General features: G+C 49.4%; 15 protein-coding genes. 13 read left to right on the plus strand and 2 right to left on the minus strand.

Annotated elements, in window-relative coordinates; genetic code table 11:
• The first annotated feature begins 118 nt into the window (after window positions 1-118).
• The 9 genes from MHB82_RS04675 to MHB82_RS04715 all read left to right on the plus strand — a co-directional run bounded on the left by MHB82_RS04675 (window position 119) and on the right by MHB82_RS04715 (window position 11,560).
• On the plus strand, window positions 119-1,900 hold the full coding sequence (locus MHB82_RS04675) for a cache domain-containing sensor histidine kinase (RefSeq protein WP_341173976.1): 1,782 nt from the start codon (window positions 119-121) through the stop codon (window positions 1,898-1,900).
• The gene (locus tag MHB82_RS04680; RefSeq protein WP_341173977.1) at window positions 1,897-2,973 is read left to right on the plus strand and encodes a response regulator transcription factor; all 1,077 of its coding nucleotides are present in this window, start codon (window positions 1,897-1,899) and stop codon (window positions 2,971-2,973) included. Before MHB82_RS04675 ends, MHB82_RS04680 begins: the two co-directional genes overlap by 4 nt.
• 204 nt (window positions 2,974-3,177) lie before the next feature.
• A complete protein-coding gene (locus MHB82_RS04685; RefSeq protein WP_095361124.1) occupies window positions 3,178-4,152 on the plus strand; it encodes an ABC transporter permease in 975 nt (324 codons plus the stop codon).
• Window positions 4,153-4,170: 18 nt separating this feature from the next.
• Window positions 4,171-5,040, plus strand: a complete 870-nt coding sequence (locus tag MHB82_RS04690) for a carbohydrate ABC transporter permease (RefSeq protein WP_095361125.1) — start codon at window positions 4,171-4,173, stop codon at window positions 5,038-5,040.
• Between the two features lie 69 nt (window positions 5,041-5,109).
• A complete protein-coding gene (locus tag MHB82_RS04695; RefSeq protein WP_341173978.1) occupies window positions 5,110-6,765 on the plus strand; it encodes an extracellular solute-binding protein in 1,656 nt (551 codons plus the stop codon).
• 262 nt (window positions 6,766-7,027) lie between these two features.
• Window positions 7,028-8,800 (plus strand): ABC transporter ATP-binding protein, encoded by a 1,773-nt coding sequence (locus MHB82_RS04700; protein ID WP_341173979.1) that lies wholly within the window; start codon window positions 7,028-7,030, stop codon window positions 8,798-8,800.
• Window positions 8,781-10,622, plus strand: coding sequence for an ABC transporter ATP-binding protein (locus MHB82_RS04705; protein WP_341173980.1), 1,842 nt, complete (start codon window positions 8,781-8,783; stop codon window positions 10,620-10,622). Before MHB82_RS04700 ends, MHB82_RS04705 begins: the two co-directional genes overlap by 20 nt.
• Before the next feature lie 262 nt (window positions 10,623-10,884).
• A complete protein-coding gene (locus MHB82_RS04710; protein ID WP_341173981.1) occupies window positions 10,885-11,199 on the plus strand; it encodes a hypothetical protein in 315 nt (104 codons plus the stop codon).
• Window positions 11,200-11,251: 52 nt separating this feature from the next.
• Window positions 11,252-11,560 carry a hypothetical protein gene (locus MHB82_RS04715; protein WP_341173982.1) on the plus strand — a complete coding sequence of 103 codons (309 nt, stop codon included), beginning with the start codon at window positions 11,252-11,254 and terminating at the stop codon, window positions 11,558-11,560.
• 57 nt (window positions 11,561-11,617) lie between these two features.
• Here the strand turns inward: MHB82_RS04715 and MHB82_RS04720 are convergent, their stop codons facing one another.
• Entirely contained in the window at window positions 11,618-13,222 is a 1,605-nt protein-coding gene (locus MHB82_RS04720) for a bifunctional metallophosphatase/5'-nucleotidase (RefSeq protein ID WP_341173983.1), read from the minus strand.
• A 252-nt stretch (window positions 13,223-13,474) separates the two neighbouring features.
• On the opposite strand from MHB82_RS04720, the gene MHB82_RS04725 reads away from it, so the two are divergent.
• The 4 genes from MHB82_RS04725 (at window position 13,475) to phnE (MHB82_RS04740) (ending at window position 17,090) form a co-directional block, all read left to right on the plus strand.
• Window positions 13,475-14,461: a phosphate/phosphite/phosphonate ABC transporter substrate-binding protein gene (locus tag MHB82_RS04725; RefSeq protein WP_341173984.1), complete on the plus strand. Its 987-nt coding sequence runs from the start codon at window positions 13,475-13,477 to the stop codon at window positions 14,459-14,461.
• A gap of 177 nt (window positions 14,462-14,638) precedes the next feature.
• A complete protein-coding gene (phnC, locus tag MHB82_RS04730) occupies window positions 14,639-15,436 on the plus strand; it encodes a phosphonate ABC transporter ATP-binding protein (RefSeq protein ID WP_110755894.1) in 798 nt (265 codons plus the stop codon).
• Complete coding sequence (gene phnE / locus MHB82_RS04735; RefSeq protein WP_110755896.1) at window positions 15,433-16,287, plus strand: phosphonate ABC transporter, permease protein PhnE; 855 nt, start codon at window positions 15,433-15,435, stop codon at window positions 16,285-16,287. The genes phnC and phnE (MHB82_RS04735) overlap by 4 nt, the downstream gene beginning before the upstream one ends.
• Complete coding sequence (phnE, locus tag MHB82_RS04740; protein WP_183522458.1) at window positions 16,284-17,090, plus strand: phosphonate ABC transporter, permease protein PhnE; 807 nt, start codon at window positions 16,284-16,286, stop codon at window positions 17,088-17,090. Before phnE (MHB82_RS04735) ends, phnE (MHB82_RS04740) begins: the two co-directional genes overlap by 4 nt.
• 253 nt (window positions 17,091-17,343) lie before the next feature.
• Here phnE (MHB82_RS04740) and MHB82_RS04745 read toward each other — a convergent pair whose 3' ends face one another.
• Window positions 17,344-20,148 (minus strand): DUF5689 domain-containing protein, encoded by a 2,805-nt coding sequence (locus MHB82_RS04745; RefSeq protein ID WP_445671215.1) that lies wholly within the window; start codon window positions 20,146-20,148, stop codon window positions 17,344-17,346.
• Window positions 20,149-20,185 lie beyond the last annotated feature (37 nt).

The following is a 20,185-nucleotide window of genomic DNA, read 5'->3' on the forward strand; positions in this document are numbered from 1 at the left end:
GAACAGGGGTGTGATATGTTTTTAAGCATAAGACGGGAACGGGATAAGGGTGAGGTGCGTGTACAGGATATGGTGGGATAATTTTTGTAAACGCTTTAAATTTAGAACGAAACTAGTCTTGTTTTTATCGGCTGCGACGGTACTCATCTCCGGAATGACAGGGCTGATTACATATCGCATCCATATTGCCCTGTTCAATGAAGAAGTCAGTCGTCAGTATAGTCTTACAGCAGAACAGGTTCTGGCACGGCTGGATTCGCGGGTCAACGACATGTACAAGGTCACGGATTATATCACACTCAATCCTTCCGTGAAAAATGCCATTAAGGCACAGGCAGCAGGCATCTCTTCCTATGATCAGATGAAGCTTGAGGATGAACTGGATGATCAGTTGTACCAGGTAAGGCTGGATGCACCGGAGATCATGGGGCTTCGCATTTATGATCTGAAGGGAAATATATTTAATCTTGGCGCCTTTGCTGGCTCGTTTCAACAGATGAATCCTTCCTATTTGGCCGAGATGGTTCATAAGCTGGAAGGGACGGGCGGTGAATATGTGTGGAATCGTCTGGGTCCGGATGCTTTTCTGCAGGAGGAGCAGTCCAATTGGATTTTGGCTGGACGATTAATGCGGTCGGTTGATCTGGAAACGTATGGAGTGATGTTGATCCTGTTTAACACCTCGCTGTTTGAGTCGTATCTCAAGGACCTGCGATTGAACGAGGAAGTTGCTGTTGATCTGTTTGATGCCGAAGGGCAGCTGCTATATGCGTTTCATAATCAGGATGCAGACCCACCACCGCTTACACAGCTAAACCTGGGGGCAACAGAAATCAGGGACGAGCAGGGATCAACGCACCTCTATACCAAACAAACCTCCGACAAGGCAGGTTTCACACTAGTAAGCAAAGTATCGCTCGCACAGATTCAGAACAAAGGGAAACTCATCCTGCAAGTTGCCGTGTTCTCTGCCGCAGCCAGCGTACTATGCTCCTGGTTCATCATCACTATCATTAGCGGCAGATTGCTGCGTCCGCTGGCCAGTCTGGTCAATGCGATGAAAAGAGTGCGCGATGGCCAGTTCGATACAAGAGTCCGAATTGAGACGCGGGATGAGCTGGGCTTCATCGGTGAACGGTTCAATGCGATGGCTTCACGGATCGATACGCTCATTCATCAGGTGTACGAGCGGGAACTCAGTGAAAAGGAAGCTGAGCTCAAAGCCATTCAGGCGCAGTTGAACCCTCATTTTCTATATAACACACTAAGCATGTTTTTCTGGAAGTTTTATATGCTGGGCGATGAGAAATCCGCTCGTCTCGTTACAGCCCTGTCTGAAATGCTGCAGTATACATTGGAACCCGTGCAGCGATTAACGACTCTCCAGGATGAGATGACGCAAATCGATCATTATCTGCAAATCCAACAGGCCAGATATCAGGAAGCATTATCCATAAAAATTTCAATTCCTGCCGAGTTACTTCGCTGTCAGGTGATCCGATTGCTGCTTCAGCCTATCGTCGAGAATGTGTTTGTACATGCCTTCTCAGACAAGAGGGACAATCGCCGTCTGCAGATTCGTGGTTTACGGCAACCAGGGCGTGAGACGGAGAAGGAAACGGACATGCTTATTATTGAAATAGTAGATAACGGCTGCGGCATGGATGCAGCGGTCATGGAACGAATAATGAAGCCAGTTCCACATGCGGAAGAGGAACGTCAGCATATCGGTATCCGAAGTGTACTCCGAAGAATCGAACTGATTCACGGGGAGCCTTATGGCGTACAGATCGAGTCTGCTGTGGGTGAAGGGACGCTTGTACGCCTTCGTCTACCATATCAAATCGGAGCAGGAACCATGCCCGGGAATTCGGATGATAGAGAGGAGCAGGTGCTGTGAATGGACGAATGCTTGTAGTCGATGATGAAGCGTTATTCCGTCAGGGGCTAATTCATCTGGTTCGGAACAACCCTCTCGGATGGGAGGTTGTGGGAGAAGCTGCTGATGGAGAAGAAGCGATTCAGGCGGTGCACAGCTGTACGCCTGATCTGATTATTACGGATATTAACATGCCTGTAATGGATGGTCTGGACTTGGCTGAACGCATACATGAGAGCGGGCGGGATATCATGATTATCATTTTGACAGGGTATCGTGAATTTGAATATGCACAGCGTGCCATCCGCTATGGGGCTATTGAATTTTTGCTCAAGCCGTTCTCCCTCGATGAAGCATGTAAGGTGCTGCGCAAGGCACATGAACGGTATCGCCGGAAGCAGTCGGACATCCGAATCAGGGAGCAATACAACCAGGTGGACCGTACCGAGAGATGGCGCGAAGAACTGGCTTCACTGCTGCTCCATCAGCAATTTGAGCAGATGATCATTTGGGTGGAGGACCTGCTGGAGGAAGCCGCCCGAATGCCACTGCCCCAATGCAAATCCGAGATTCATCTGCTTATGAAAGTCATGACGGACATGCTCGCACAGCAGCTTCAGCCACAGGAATCCGGGGGACTGGACACATTCGGTCCAGATCCGCTGCTATGGATTCATACCGTGCCCGAAGTCATTGCATGGGCTCGCTCGAAGAGTGAAGAGTGGATGGATATGATGATGCGCCTGACCCGAGAGCAACAGGATCATGTGATCACACGTGTCATTCGGTATATTGAGATGAATTACGCCGGAAGCTGCTCGCTGCAGGCCGCAGCTGTTCATGTGCATGTGACGCCGAATTACCTGAGTCATTTATTCAAAAAGGAGACCGGGCAGGGCTTCAGCCAGTATGTCAGCAAACGCCGGATCGAGAAAGCGAAGCTGCTGCTGTACAGCACCCGGCAGAGCATGGCGGATATAGCAGAACAGACAGGCTTCGATAACTCAAGCTATTTCACAACGGTATTCAAACAGGCGACAGGATTGTCTCCTCGCGAATATCGTAAGCTGGGCGCTGGAGATCACCAAGAGTAGCGCCTGTTCTTTATGTGTTTTACAGTCAAGATCAGATCATAAGAAATCTGTATGCAGACAGTTTTATTTCCAATGACAACCCCACCATGTGGGGTTATTTTTGCGTAGAAATTTTAAAAAGGATCGTTAAATAACAAATGTTTACGCTTACATTTTTATCTAAAATACAGTTATAGCCATCCGCAGCAGAGAGGAGTGATGAATATGAAAGGCGAACTGGCCGCTGGAACGCCATCCGGAGTACAACCACCGGATAATGAAATGAAGCATCGAATCAGGCAGCAGCGGCTAAGAAGGTTCAAGACCAATATTCCGTTAATCCTGATGTTTATTCCGGTGATCCTGTTTTACCTGACCTTTCGTTATGCACCCATCGGTGGACTGGTCATGGCCTTCAAGGACTATAACTTCTATGACGGGCTCTGGCATAGTCCGTGGGTTGGCTTCCAACATTTCGAGACGCTGTTCAGCGATCCGCGTACGGTGGAGATTATCCGGAACACTTTGTTCCTGAGTCTGTTAAGCATCATCGTAGGATTCCCCATTCCAATTATCCTGGCCATCATGCTCAATGAAGTGAGAAACATGGCCTTCAAGCGGACGGTGCAGACCGTGGTCTACATGCCGCACTTCTTCTCCTGGGTCATTATTGCGATGATGATCATGACGGTTTTCTCATTGGAAAACGGGATCGTAAACCGCTGGGTCGAAGCTTGGACAGGTGAACCTTACCCGTTTATGTACAACAAGGGCTCCTGGATTGCGGTGTTCGTTGGATCGGGAATCTGGAAGGACATGGGCTTCAATGCCATTATTTTTCTGGCGGCACTCACGACCATTGATCCGAGCCAATACGAGGCTGCACAGATGGATGGGGCGAGCAAAATGCGTCAGATTTGGCATGTGACCCTTCCGGGCATACGTTCGACAATTATTCTTCTGCTCATTCTGTCGATGGGGCGGGTGATGGAGGTTGGCTTCGACCAGGTCTATATGCTCCAGAATTCCAATGTCAACGAGGTTGCTGATGTCATCAGTACGTATATTTATCGCACGGGCCTGCAGGGGGCACAGTTCAGCCTGACGACAGCGATGGGATTGTTTGAATCCCTGGTGGCCTTTATTCTCATCTTTTGTGCGAACTACATTGCACGCCGATTCAACGAAGGTTTGTGGTAGGGAGGGAGAGAGAGCAGCATGAGAAAAACCAGAGGAGAAAAAGTCTTTTATCTGATCAATTATGTATTGTTATCATTGGTTGCCGTCAGCTGCATCCTGCCCCTTCTGAATATCATTGCTTTGTCTTTCAGTGATGCAAGAGCCGTCGTGTCCGGTAACGTAGGGTTATGGCCAGTCGATTTCACCTGGTTCTCCTACCACAGCCTGATTACAGGGACGCCGATTCTGAACGCGTTCTGGAACAGTGTGGAGATTACGTTAATCGGTACAGGGCTCAGCATGGCCGTGACCATTATGGCGGCATATCCGCTGTCACGGAGGCACTTTTATCACCGGCGATTTTTTACGATGGCAATGGTGTTCACGATGATTTTTAACGGTGGACTCATTCCGACTTACCTGGTGGTGCAAAACCTGGGGCTGGTGAATAGTTACGGTGCACTCTGGCTGCCTGGCCTGGTGAGCACGTATAACATGCTGATCATGCGGTCCTATTTTGAAAATCTGCCCGGGGAAGTAGACGAGGCGGCCCGCATTGACGGTTGTGGTGAGCTGGGGCTGTTGTTCCGTATTGTGCTGCCGCTATCCAAACCTTTGCTGGCGACCATTGCTCTCTTTTACGGCGTGGGGTACTGGAATTCGTTCATGAGCGTGATGATCTACATCAACGATACATCCAAATACAACATGACTGTACTGGTCCAGAATATGATTATGTCCAATCTGAATGTACAGGACTTTACCGATCCAACGATGATTTCAAATCTGACACCGGAAGGTATTCGGGCGGCAGCCGTGATTGTGATGGTCATTCCGATTTTGGCGGTATATCCGTTCTTGCAGAAGTACTTTGTCAAAGGCGTTATGCTTGGTTCGATCAAAGGGTAAGACAGGCAAGCGGGATGTCGGTCATATTGCATGGGTGTCATATTACATGAGCGAAAGAGGGTCTTATCTATGGCGTTAAGGATGAAGGCATGGGTGAAGTCGGGTCTCGTTCTGGGCTTGATCGGTGGAATACTGACGGGCTGCACAGGGGGAGGTAGCAGTGAGCAGGCAGAAGGCGAAGGCAGCAGAGGGAACATCACATCAACGATCTATGATCGGGGGGCGGTTCCGAGCGGTATGGGCACGATTGAAGATAATATGTGGTCCAAGTGGATTAACGAGAATGGTCCGGCAAATGTCAAATATACGGCAGTTCCCCGCTGGGAATCCCAGTCCAAGTTAAACGTATTGTTTGCTTCAGGCAGTGCGCCGGATGTCATTTTTGAATTCGGAACGCCCATCCGCAATACCCTGTTTAATCAGAAACAGCTTATGCCGCTGGATGACTTGATCGAGAACTCCAGCGTGGAATACAAAGCACTCATGGAGAAATATCCTCAGCTGAAGAAAGCTGGCATCAAAAGTGATGGCAAGTTGTACGAGGTCGGACGCATGAATGAGGTATTTCCGCTGACGAGCTTTTTCATCCGGGAAGACTGGCTGGAGAAGCTGAATCTGGAGGTGCCGACGAACGAGGAAGAGATGCTGGCTGTAGCCAAAGCCTTCACGGAAAATGATCCGGATGGAAATGGCGCAAATGATACATATGGCATCGGCGGGTTTCAATTTGGGGATACAGCAGGTCTGTTCCGCTATATGTTCAATGCCAACTGGGTCAATGTAGAGAATGGTGAAGTCGTTGTGGGTCCCAACCACATGAAGGAAGCGACCGCATTTAAACGTGCCTTGTTTGAAGCAGGCGTGGTGGATAAGGACTTTCTAACTGATAAGGACGGCGCCAAGGCGAAGCAGGATTTCCTGAATGGCAAAATCGGCATGTATGCTGCCATGACTTCGGATTATACGGGTTTTGCGGCGAAAGAACTGGATACGCTGATGCAAAATGTTCCGGAAGCTAAACTAAAAGTCATCGCGCTGCCAACCACTTCGGTCGGACAGTACACGATGGTATGGAACAACCCGGTGCAGATGACGGCGGTCGTGAATGCACGCGCCAAAAATCCGGAAGCGGTCATGCAGTATATTGATTTTTTAACCAAAACGGAGTCCGGTCGAACCTTCAAAAATGGATTTGAGGGCACACATTACACCCTGAACGAGCAAGGTTGTCCGCGCATCTCCGATCAGGAGAAATACAAGCAGGAGATCAGCTGGGCAGGGGACTATGCCATGATGTACAGCCGCCTGGAGGAAGGCAAATGCGGGTATACCGAAATGCTGTTCAGCGAGGAGATTCCATCCCAGAAGGAAGGGCTGCGACTCTTCAAGGAAGCACGGGAAGTATACATGACGGATCTTCCGGTCGGAGAGGGCGTGACCCACTCGGAACATATGCCACAGCTGCCGAAGGAGCTTCAGGTGAAGCTGACCAATGTAACGACAGCCATCAACGATATTTTCACACGGTCCATCATCGGGGGCAGCAAGTATACGGTTGAACAGGCTGCGGCGGAAGCCCAGCAGAAGTGGGAGCAAGGCGGAGGGCCGGAGATCGAAACGTGGTACAAAGACTGGTGGAGCAAGGAAAAGGATAATGTACTGGTCTGGGACGATTTCTATGAAATCTATGAACAGCAGCAGGCTGATTTTAAGAAGGCAAAGTGAACAGATTCATATATAGTTAATGATTCAGCCTGGGCCTACCGCCCAGGTTTTTTTCCTGAATAGATATCCTCTTGTCCATTTCAGGTTAATAATGAGAAGGAAAGAAGATATTAACGATTCCAACCTGTAAAATGAGATATAATAATCGTATTGGGTACGTGAAATTTTACATAGAGTTAACGAAAGAGACTAACGGAGCTGGCTGCGTAGACCAAAAAAATGAGTCACGGTAATCTAGCCCTCCGGTGCCGGAGGAATGGTAATGATCAAGCTGTTGTACTACTTGAAGAAGTATCGGGTTGCCGCGAGCGCTGCACTGGTCATGATGCTGATTGAACTCGCGGTGGAACTTGCTCAGCCTTACCTGATCTCCAAAATCATTGACAACGGGATACAGCAAGGAGATCTGTCTGTGGTTTGGTTGTGGGGCGGCGTGCTTGTCGGCAGTGCTGTCGTGGCATTTGCTGCCGGAATCGCCAGTTCATTTTTTGCATCACATGCGAGTCTCGGGTTCGGATATGATCTGCGGGAGAAGCTGTATGACAAAGTGCAAGCGTTCTCTTACGCCGTATTTAACCGATTCGCCACGTCCTCGCTGATTACCCGATTAACCGGGGATGTGACCCAGGTACAGGATACGGTATTCATGAGTCTGCGGTTCATGACACGTGTGCCACTAGTGGTTATCGGAAGCATGATTATGGCCGTTGTCGTGAATCCCAGGCTGGGATTGCTGCTCGTGGTGATGGTGCCTGTTCTGCTCGTATTTGTCATGTGGATGATCAAAAAGGCCGCACTGCTGTTCCGCAATGTGCAGCGCAGACTGGATGCCGTCAACGGTGTCATCCAGGAGAATCTGACAGGCATTCGGCTGATCCGTGTCTTCGTCCGGATGGGCCACGAGATCGAGCGCTTTGCCGGATTCAGCGGCAAGCTGATGAAGGGTACGATCTCCGCGCTGCGCCTGACAGAGACCACCATGCCCTTCATGCTGCTCATGATGAATGGCTGCATCATCGCCGTGCTCTGGTTTGGACGGCGTGACATCTCGACCGGCAGTGCAAGCGTCGGTGAAGTGGTCGCGGTCATCAATTATCTGCTCCGCACCATCGGGGCCATGTCTGCCTTGTCCTGGATTCTGGTGACCTTCTCCAGAGCCAGTGCTTCAGCACAGCGAATCAACGAAGTTTTTGATACAGAGGATCCATCGGAGGCTGATCAGAATTCAGCTGTGGTTCAAGACCCTGGAACTGGAAAGCAGTTTAAGCGAGCTAATGCTGTTCAAGGTGCAGTTGAATTCCGAAATGTAGGATTCAGCTATCCGAACAGTGATATTACAGTCCTGGAGGATATTACGTTCTCGGCCAAGCGAGGCGAGCGCATCGCCATTATGGGTGCGACAGGATCAGGTAAATCATCACTCGTGCAGCTGATTCCAAGGTTGTATACCGAGGATCAGGGCAAGGTGTTCATTGATGGCAGGGATGCAGACCAACTGCCAATACCTGCATTGCGGGGTGCAATCGGTTACGTGCCGCAGGAGGTGGTTCTCTTCACGGGTTCCGTGCGGGATAACATTGCCTGGGGACGGGAGGACGCAACGCTGGAAGAGATCAAGGAAGCCGCGAAGCGTGCCCAGATTCACGACACAATTGAGAAGCTCCCGAATGGATATGATACGCAGCTGGGTCAGCGCGGGGTTAACTTGTCCGGTGGTCAGAAGCAGCGTCTGTCCATTGCACGCGCATTGATCAGACGTCCGAGCATTCTGATTTTGGATGACAGCACGAGTGCACTCGATGTGGCAACGGAAGCGAGGCTGCTGGATGCGCTGGAAGAGCTATCTTGTACCACCTTTATAATCACCCAGAAGATCAGCTCAACGACTTCTGCGGATCTGATTCTTCTGCTGGACGATGGACGTCTGATTGGGCAGGGAAAACATGAAGACCTTATGGATTCGTCCGAGCTGTATCGCCGAATCTACGGATCTCAATACGGGGAGGGTACACCACATGTTCAAAGCGTTCATTGAACCTTTCCGTCAGCCTCCGCCGCCACTGGATCCCGAAACGCTAAAAGCAGGTGGAGGTCGCAAGCCGAAGGCACGGGCGAAGAACTGGTCCGGTACATTGGGCCGGATCTGGACTTACTTGGCTCGCCGCAAAGTGAAGCTGACGATGGTACTGCTGATGGTATTTGCCAGTTCTGCACTGGCGCTGCTTGGTCCGTACATGGTTGGCGTGGCCGTGGACAATTATATGGATAGCGAAGCGACAAGCTCCAGCTGGATGACGTTTTTGTTGGGACTCGCAGCAGTGTACGTGCTGTTCTCACTCACTTCCTGGCTGCAAAATATATGGATGATTGAAATCGCGCAGGAGACCATTTTCCGGATGCGTTACGATCTGTTCTCCCATCTGCACAAGCTGCCGATTCCATTCTTCGGCAAACGTCAGCAGGGTGAGATCATGAGCCGAGTCACGAATGACATCGAGAATGTCAGCGGTACGCTGAACAGCTCGGCCATTCAGATTTTCTCCAGTGTGCTGACGCTGCTTGGTACGTTTGGCGTGATGCTCTGGTTAAGTCCATTGCTGACCCTGCTGACATTTATCGTTGTACCGCTGATGGCGATTGGCATGCGCTGGATTACACGTCGAACCGGACCGCTCTTCAAAGAACGTCAGCGTAATCTCGGTGAACTTAATGGGTATATCGAGGAGACCTTGTCTGGACAACGAATCATCAAGGCCTTCTCCCAGGAGGAGCGGGTGGTTCGCGGATTCGAAGAGCGGAATACACGAATCCGGGTATCCGGTTTTTGGGCGCAGACCATTTCCGGTTTTATCCCCAAACTGATGAATGGATTGAACAACCTGAGCTTTGCTATTGTGGCAGGGATCGGGGGGATTCTGGCCATCCAGGGTACGGTTACCGTTGGGGTCATTATCATCTTCGTGGAATATGCTCGTCAGTTCACTCGTCCGCTGAATGACCTGGCGAACCAGTGGAATACGCTATTGTCTGCGATTGCAGGGGCGGAGCGGGTGTTCGAAGTGTTGGACGAGGATGAAGAAGCGAAGGATGAAGGAGCTGCGGTTTCACTGAACAAGGTAGAAGGAGATGTGCGCTTCGACCGGGTCTCTTTCGGATACGATGAGGGACGCAGCATTTTGCATGAGATCAGCTTTGAGGCGAAGCCGGGTGAGATGATTGCCTTGGTGGGGCCGACAGGAGCTGGGAAAACAACCTTGATTCAGCTATTGTCCCGCTTCTATGATCCGACAGCGGGAATGTTGACGGTGGATGGAAGGGACATTACGACCATTCGGCGTGAAAACCTGCGTTCCCACATGGCTTTTGTTCTTCAGGATTCATTTCTGTTCCAAGGGACCATTCGGGAAAATATCCGATTTGGCCGTCTGGATGCTACAGATGAAGAAGTAGAAGAGGCTTCAAGATTGGCCAATGCTCACTCTTTCATTATGCGCATGAAGGATGGGTATGACAAAGTGCTTCAGGCAGATGGGAGCGGCATTAGTCAGGGACAGAAACAGCTGCTTGCCATTGCCCGGGCCATTTTGGCGGACCCGTCCATACTCGTATTGGATGAGGCGACCAGCAGCATTGATACCGTTACAGAGATCAAAATCCAGGAAGGTCTACAGCGGCTGATGCAGGGACGTACCAGCTTCGTCATTGCCCACAGGCTGAACACCATCCGGCAGGCAGACCGCATTCTGGTGCTGAAGGATGGGCAGCTGCTGGAACAAGGCTCGCATGACGTGCTGCTGGAGCAGGGCGGCTTCTACAGTGAACTGTATTACAGCCAGCTGCGCAAGAAAGCGCAATAGTAGTCTGTGAGTCAGGTGATCGATTCATATTAGATTTTATGATTACAGCAAAAGAGCAGGGATGAGGGCATGAAACCCTTGATTCCCTGCTCTTTGCCGATTTGTCGAAGGTGTGGAAAAGCGCTGCGCCGAGCCTGGCTAAGAAAGAAGATAGGAAACATGGACAGAAGATCGTATTGAATTATCTGGAAAATATAACCGTGACGATATGTCATCTTAAGGATATACTGGAACGAGATGTTTTTCAGGAGGTACTTGTTGGATGAAGAATGCAAAAGTTGCTTACTTGCTCTTCTTTTTCAATGCGGTCTATCTAATCACTTTGCTTGGATACCCGGTGGTGCTGATGCTTTGTGTGTTTATGTTTGATGCGCCGACTTCACATGACTATATATCCAACTATATAACGGTCTATATTATGGCTTCATATCCTGTAGCTGTTCTCTTGTCACTCAGCTGCTGGATTTTTTATCATGTACGCAAATTTAAATGGGCCCTGGTTATCGGTAATTTATTGTTGTTCTGGGTTGCGGCAATCATATTAGTCGGTATTGCCTCCAGTTTTGTTTCGTTTTAGGTCATAGCTAGAATCAATGAAATAAGATTGTGTTTCCGGGAGGTCGCTAATTGTGAAAAATCGTACCGTAGCATACTGGCTTTTATCCATCAACGCAATCAATTTGATTACTCTCGTAGGCTATCCTTATATGTTAATTATCAGTTTCTATATGTTTGCCAGCAGCAATACAGATGATTACATACTGGAGTACATTGTCGCAGGGGTGCTGGCTACGTATCCGGTTTCCGTCCTTGCATCATTCACTTGCTGGGCGTTCTATAATAACTATAAGTTCAAAGCTGCATTAATGATGGCGAATTTGATACTGGTTTGGGTGGCGGTCCTGCTGCTGGCTGCGCTTGCTTCCACCCTGATATAGGTTAAAAGCAAATTGAAAAGGCAGAACCTTCATATGCGAAGGTTCTGCCTTTTTTGACTATCCGCTGATTACACGCCAATTATTCGACTGCTCCACTTTCAGAGGTTGATGTCTGCGAATATAGTCCTCCACCAGTGCCGCCATATCTGTGGCGCCTTCATGCAGTACCTTTTTGCCAGGATACATGGCGTAATCTCCGCCTCCTGCCGCACGGTAACTATTCATCACGACAGAGTACGCTCCATTCATATCAAGCAGTTTACCTTCACGTTCCAGTCTGACCACTCGGCTCCCCACAGGCTTCGATATGTCCAGCTCGTATTCGAGGCCTGCCCACATATCATAGTTGTAATGCTGCGGCTTCGGGGTCATATAGGCCGGATTGACCACGACTTCACCGGAAGCGCTCAATTCAAAATAGCGTGCTGTTTGCTCCAGCGCATCCCGAATGTCCTGACCGCTTAACTCCAATACAGTCAATGTATTGGGATATATAAAATTGGATAACACATCCCTCACCGTAATGCGGGGGCCAAAGCCGCGGGCTTCTTCACTGAGCAGTGCCGTATTGGAAATTTCAGTTCCGGTTGCTTCCATCTGTACCTGGTGTACAAAGTCAATGAAGGGATGTGCCGAGAGCCGCAGAGCAGTGACATCGTTGATGGACAAGTCCTCGGCTACTTCGCCAATCGGCTGATCGAGCCATGCTTGAGCAGCAGCTTCCAGGTCTTCCGTAAGATCCATGACAACAGCATCGGGCTGTACATGGCTGTTCTCATCCAGAAGCAGCAAACGAGCTTCTTTCCCCGTAATCTTCCACGTCCCGTCCGAATGCTGCTCTAATTGAACGGATACTTGTCCAAGACCGTTGCCGCTGAAGCCTGGCTGAATGACGGTCACGCCATGAATTTCGGCAGTAAGCTGACGGTGCTGATGCCCGGTCAGAAGTACATCAATACCTTCGATGTCACGGCAGATGGCATAGGCCTGGTTTTCTCCAGTTAACCGTTCGGCAGGCTCACCGCTCTCCAGATCACACTCAAATCCGCCATGATAACTGACCACCATTACGTCCGGCTGCTCATGCTCGCGAATGTAACCAACCCATTTTCGAATGGTCTCCAATGCGTCAAGGAAATGTAAACCTTCGATATTCTTCGGATGCTCCCAGTTCGGAATATAGTGAGTGGTTGCACCAAGCAGAGCTACTTTAACACCAGAAGCTAATGTCTTGATGATGTAAGGAGGACCATTCGCGGGTACATCCGGCTGTTCGCTGCTAACAATATTGGCGGATAACCATGGGAATTGGGAGGCATGAACGGCTCCGCGCAGCAACTCCTGACCATAGTTAAATTCATGATTGCCCATCACGGCAGCGTCATAGCCCAGTTCATTCAAAACCGTGATGAAGGGATGAACATGGCTATCCGTTTCCAAGGAAGCAGCATAGGATGCCAAGGGAGAGCCCTGCAGCAAATCCCCGTTATCCACCAGCATGAGTTCGGGTGATTGTTCACGCTGCTTGCGGATCAGCGAAGCGAGCAGGGCAAGACCTGCTGGACGGTACGCATTGGTATTGTAATGAATGGGACGGATGGCCCCGTGAAGATCACTAGTGAAAAGGATGTCGAAATTAGACGTGCGGGTTACGGATGTCATTTTACAATCTCCTCTAATATATAAATATGAATATATGGAATCACAGGCTGTTTTGCCAATGATTAACGAGTGAAGATCAGCCTCTGTATCTATATCTTCAACCATAATGAGCCTATTCTAACAGATGAAACTTCGTCTGACAGCCTGACAGGAAACTTTACAAAACTCCAAATTTCGTTTCACATCGCGCAAATATTTGCCAATTATAGTAGACAAGTATTGAAAAATAGAAACTCTTTGGAGGGTGTTCGCTTGAAGAAGTCCGCTTTATTTTTACCATTGTTGATTTTGGTTCTGTTTCTAAGTGCTTGTGGGTCTAGCAGTACAACGGGTTCGGCTAACGAGACGAATTCGAGCTCCAATGCTTCCGGTACATCTACCGAAACGGCAGAAACAGACAAAGAAGCCGAAGGGTATGTACCAACTGAATTGACTGTACAGTTCGTTCCATCCCAGAATGCAGACACACTTGAAGCCAAAGCAAAACCGCTTGAGAAATTGCTGGGCGACAAACTGGGCATTCCGGTAAAAGTCAGCGTATCCACGGACTACAACACAATTATCGAAGCGATGGCTTCCAAAAAAGTAGACGTGGGCTTCCTGCCACCAACGGCTTATGTACTGGCAAAAGAAAAAGGTGCAGCACAAGTTATTCTGCAAGCACAACGTTTTGGCGTAAATGATGAGACAGGTGCTCCGACGGAAGAACTGGCTGATTCCTATAAATCCATGTTTATCGTAAAAAAAGATTCGCCGATCCAATCCATTGAAGAACTGAAAGGCAAAAAGATCGCCTACCAAAACGTAACTTCTTCCGCAGGTTATGTATGGCCGGCAGGTCTGTTGCTGGACAGAGGCATTGATCCATTGAAAGACGTAACTCCTGTAACGGTAAAAGGTCATGACCAAGGTGTTATTGCTGTACTGAACGGTGACGTTGATGCAGCTGCCATTTTCCAAGATGCACGTAACACGGTTTCCAAAGACTACCCAACAGTATTCGAAGATACACGTGTACTGGCGTTCACAGAGCCGATTCCTAACGATACGATCGCTGTACGTACAGACATGAATGCGGATTGGACAAGCAAAATCAAACAGGCGTTCATCGACATCGGTACAGATCCGGAAGGTCATGAAATCATCAAAGAAATCTATACACACGAAGGTTATGTAGAATCTGATGACAGCAAGTTCGAAATCGTTCGTCAATACGGCGAAAAAGTAAAAACCGAGTAGTCTTTGTTACAAGTAGACATTTGAAATATGTAGATGGTGCCATTCGTTTCCAATGAATGTAACAGATGTATTCGCAGTGCGGACAGGCCAGTTCAGCGTGATATACGCTGCGCTGGCTTGTCCCGTTACTGCCAGGCAACGAAATAGAACTCTATTAATGAAAGAAGGATTAATGTCATGATTGAGCTTCGCAACGTAACCAAAACATACGCCAACGGCACCAAAGGCCTAGATAATATTAACCTTACCTTTAAGCAAGGCGAATTCATTGCGGTTGTAGGCTTGTCCGGTGCGGGTAAATCCACGCTGCTGCGTTCCATCAATCGTCTTCATGATATCAGTGAAGGGGAAATCGTGATCAACGGCAGTTCTATCACGAAAGCTCAGGGCAAGAGATTACGAATGATTCGCCGGGATATCGGTATGATCTTCCAGAGCTTTAACCTGGTTAAACGCTCGAGTGTCCTGCGTAACGTTCTGGCGGGCCGCGTCGGGTATCATTCCACGATGCGTACCATTTTGGGCCGTTTTCCAAGGGAAGATACGGAACTTGCATTCGAAGCGCTCGAACGCGTAAACATTGCTGAGAAGGCTTATTCCCGTGCAGATCAGCTGTCCGGCGGACAACAGCAGCGGGTGGCGATTGCCCGCGTGCTCGCACAGGAAGCAAAAATCATTTTGGCAGATGAACCGGTTGCCTCCCTAGACCCGCTCACCACCAAACAAGTGATGGATGATTTGAAACGCATTAATCAGGAGCTCGGCATTACGACCATCGTTAACCTTCACTTTATTGATCTGGCAAGGGAGTATGCGACACGTATTGTCGGTTTGCGTGCAGGTGAAGTGGTGTTTGACGGTCCAGTGGAAGAGGCGACAGATGAGCGTTTTGCGGAGATCTATGGCAGACCGATTCTCGCAGACGAGTTGTTGGATAAACAGGCTGTAACCGAGCAGGGAGAAGTACTGGTATGAAGGGGCAGTCTGGCGCTTCACTTCATACACCACTAACGGGAGCGGGGAAGGAGCCCGGATCCGGACCTGGACAGGTCGTCAATCGACCCAAACCACCCGGCCGCACCAAACATCTGCTCACGCTAATTATCATCTTGCTGCTGCTGTGGGCCAGTGCCAAACAGACCGATGCGAGCTTCGGCGAACTGTTTGGAGGATTCCCCGAAATGTGGAAATTGATAAAGGAAATGTTTCCACCTCGGTGGACTTACTTTGACAACATTGTTCAGGGCATGCTGGAGACCATTCGTATGGCTCTGATTGGCACCACCATCGGCGCAATTATTGCCATTCCGGTTGCGATAATTTGTGCAGGCAACCTGATGCCAAGCCGCTGGATCTACTATCCGGCCCGGTTTGTACTGAACCTGATTCGTACCGTGCCCGATCTGCTACTCGCTGCACTGTTTGTTGCTGTATTCGGTCTTGGCCCGATCCCGGGTATTCTGGCACTTGCCGTATTCTCCGTCGGACTGATTGCCAAGCTGACCTATGAAACGCTGGAAACAATTGATCAGGGACCGCTGGAAGCGATGACGGCTGTTGGCATGAACCGGATTCAACTGATCGTCTATGGTGTGGTACCACAACTGGCTGCCCAGTTTACGTCCTATGTTCTGTATGCCTTTGAGATCAATGTGCGTGCGGCTGCCATCCTTGGATTGGTAGGTGCAGGCGGTATTGGACTGTACTATGAAGCAACACTTGGATTCCTGGAATATGACAAAACGAGCGTGATCATTCTCTTTACTCTTGTTATTGTTCTGATCATTGATTATGTAAGTACTAAGCTGCGGGAGAAATTGTTATGATGAAAAATGAAACGAGCGTCATCCGGCGCAAACCTCGGAAGAACCCGCTTCGCTGGGTCATTGTGTTGCTGCTCATCCTGGTATATGCCTGGGCACTGGCAGGCGTACCGTTTACTGGCCTCAAGGAAACAGCCGGACAGATTATGAAGGCGATTATTGCCGGGATTTTTTCGCCTGACTGGGATTTTGTCTATTTGCCGGAAGGTGAAGATTTGCTGCGAGGATTGCTGGACACGCTGGCGATCTCGATCCTGGGAACCGTTATTTCGGCAGTGCTGTGTATTCCGTTTGCTTTCTGGTCTGCCAGAAACATGAGCCGCTTCCGCGGCATATCGGGTGCAGGGAAAATGGTGCTGAGCTTCATCCGTACCTTTCCTGAGATTATTATGGCTTTGCTGTTTATCAAGGCTGTAGGACCGGGTTCCTTCGCGGGTGTACTCGCACTTGGACTGCATTCCATCGGGATGCTGGGTAAACTGTTTGCGGATGAAGTGGAAAATATCGATTATGGACCATCTGAAGCGCTGCTTGCTTCGGGAGCCACTCGTATGCAGCAACTGTGGTTTGCCGTGCTGCCGCAAGTATTGCCTGGATTCCTCAACTACACATTGTATCGCTTCGAGATTAACGTACGTTCTGCAACCATTCTGGGTGTGATTGGGGCAGGGGGAATTGGTACACCGCTGATCTTTGCACTCGGCACGCGGAACTGGCCGCGAGTAGGGATTATCCTGCTGGGGATCATCGTGATGATCACGATCATTGACCTGATCTCGGGGTATATCCGGAAGAAGCTAGTATAAATAATCATAGATGTCTTGGATTAAGAAGAGGCTATCACGTGCTGAAATATAACTGCGCGGATAGTCTTTTTTCTGCATTTTAACTAAATCTTGATTCTCAGATGATCCATTAAGGTTTGCAACATTTTCGTTTCGTTTTTATAAAAGAGGTGGGAGGAATATGAGAGCGGCAAACTGTCACAAAAAATAAAAAAACCGAAACCATGTTGCCCGGAATCCAGGCCACTGTTGGGTTCGGTTTTTTTGTTATCTCTTAGCTAGCCAAAGGCAGTGCTTTGGTAACTTGAACCGTAATCGTTTCGGTGCTTGTCACACCAGCTGCATTCACCAGGTCAGCACGGTACGTGTACGTTCCGTTGGCACGACCGGACAGGTCTGTTGCCGCGCTTTGAGCAGATGGTGTTGCAGCTTTCAAGGCTTGAGTATCAATCAATACATCATTCTCATAGAGGCGATACTCGGTTGCATTTGTACCCCACCAGAGGTTCATCGTTACTTTGTAGCTGCCATCTCCATCCCAGTTGTCCTGGGATAGGACTGCTTTGCCTGGAGCGGCATTGGCAACTTGAACCGTCAGTACTTCACTGCGAGTGGAACCGCTGGAGTTCGTCAACTCGGCTACATACGTATAGGTACCGTTGGCTTTGCCTGTAATCGTCGTTTTAGCGGATTGTGCTTGCGGAGAAGCACTGGTCAGCGTTTGCGAATCGATCAACACGCCGTCTTCGTACAATTTGTAGCTTGTCGCGTTTTCGCCCCACCAGAGGTTCATGGTAACGGTATAGGATCCTTCAAGAAGACCATTGGTATGGCCATTATTGGAGGAAAGTACGGGTTTACCCGGTGCACCCGCCGAAGGAATCGAAGGCTCTTCACCGCCGCCTTCTTCCTCGGCAGCAGCAAAATCATTCAGGTTTCTTGGTTTCAATTGATATACATCCTTGAAGATGGCAGCCACACCGGTAACATTGATTTTGTCACCTGCTGCGTAAGGGAAGCTCGATTCAGTTACCCCTGTGCGTGTATCAACACGTACATGAGTGCTTGTCCCGTCTGCTGCAACTGCGTCAAATTCAAACGATCCAACAGGTGTTGCACTGACCATGTTTTCAACCGTTACGTCTTTCAGTTGGATCAATTGTCCCTGATTGTTATCCGTTACTGTCGTTGCTTCAACAGGAGCCGGGATATCAGCCGTTCCTGTTTTTTCAATGGCAACAATGTCTGTCAGTTCGAACTCGGAGTTATACAGCGCCGTAGCTGCAGTAACCTTAACCTTGTCTCCGGCATGGAAACCGCTTGTGCTCTGGAAAACATACAGTCCCCCAGTTTCATCCTGCAAGTAGAAGGATTGTCCGCCAAAAGCACCTGGTTCGGTAGTTACAACGCCCTCAACGGTTACCGTTGTTCCGGCTGTTTTGGCACGTGCTTCAGCAATGGTAATGGCTGCAGGAATCGGCCCTTCTTCCTCAGGAAGCTGCTCGGCTGGAACATTGCTGATCGTGACAGCATTCATGATCAGGTTGCTGCCGTTCAGGCGAAGGCGTAAGTTCGCGGCACCGGAAGTTCCTGGCTTGATGCGAACGTTCAGATCCTTGATAGCCCGGCCTTTGCTGTCGGAAGTTACGCTGAATGTGGAGCTGTAGCCATATGAAGTCGGCCAAGTGCCGCTCTCATTCTGAATCATCGCTACTTGAGTTCCGCCAGTCAGATAAATTCCTGCACTGTACCCGGATACAGTCGTGTTGGCAGGCATGTTTTCCACGACAACGCGAATCTGGAAGTCCTCTGCGTTAGGCAGTGTATCCTGTTTCACGAAGCTGTAGGAAGCATTGGCGCTGGAAGCAGGTCCGCCATAGGAACCTGGTTTGAAGGTGGAGCTGTCATACCATTTGTAGCCTGCAGCGGGTGCAGCCCAAGGTTCAGCCTGTGGCTCGGTAGAAGCTGCTGGTTCTTCGAATGCCAGCAATGCAGTTGGACTATCCAGTTCCAAACCGTTTACCTGGGTCAGGTCGGTATAGTTTTCTTGCGTAGCAAGCCAGTTTACTGTGTTGACGAGCAGCGCAGCATCGTCAGCCTCTTTGAAACCATCATAGGTTGTTTTGCGTGCACCCGTCTCTTCACGCAAATATTTTGGAGATGCATCTTCTACTGGGGAGGAGTCTCCGATGAAGGCTGCTTTACCTGCACCCAGCTTGGATACGGCTACGTATGGACCTTCTTCGATTCCACCGCCGTTGTAGACGCCTTGATCCACCGCATTATTCCATTTTGCATTGGTTTTTGGCAGGTAGACGATACCCTTTGCTTTTTCCGGATCAGTAATGGCAAGAGTTGAACCGGCATGCATGGCTACAGCCGATACGCCTTCCGTGATCCCGAAGGCTTGATCAGCCGGGACAATGATATTTGCATCGATATCGCCAAGTGCGTTATAGCGGAATCGTACGCCAAAGTTATCGGACAACCAGTCTGAGCTGGTTACGTTTTTCATTGCTTCAGAGTTGCGCTCTTCTACACTCATGCCTTTGGCTGGATCTTCAAATGCGCCGCGGCGATAGCCGTTGAACGCTTCCGAACCGTCCCAACGGTTTTTGTTTCTATCAGCATTGTAGTGATCTCCGATGAAGAAGATGCTGCCGCCATTTTCTACATATTCTTTCATCGCTGCCTGCTCTGTCGTTTTGAACGGAATGTTAGGTTCAGCGATAACAAATACGTTGTACTCCTTGAGGTCGTCATAGGTAAAAGGGGTGGTCTTGCGCAGTTCTTTTACATAATACCCGTCATTTGCGAGTGCATTACCGAAGTCCGAGAAGCCGCCATCGATAACCCAGTCTGCCGCACCAGCCGTCTGTGCATGCGTATTGTCGAACAATACCTTTTTGCCGGCATTTTCATTCACCACTTTTGCCTGGATGAACGGTGCCGGATCAGTCGGTCCTTCTGCGTGAACAGCAGCATTCCCATGCCATAATCCGACCTGAAGCGGTAAAGCCATGGACAATGCAAGGAGTGATTTTAACCATACTCCGCGCATGCTAGTCAATTTACCCAACCAAATCCCTCCCAAATATTAGTTGATTCATAAGTTC

Source organism: Paenibacillus sp. FSL K6-2862 (genome assembly GCF_038005125.1).
Lineage (GTDB): Bacteria > Bacillota > Bacilli > Paenibacillales > Paenibacillaceae > Paenibacillus > Paenibacillus illinoisensis_A.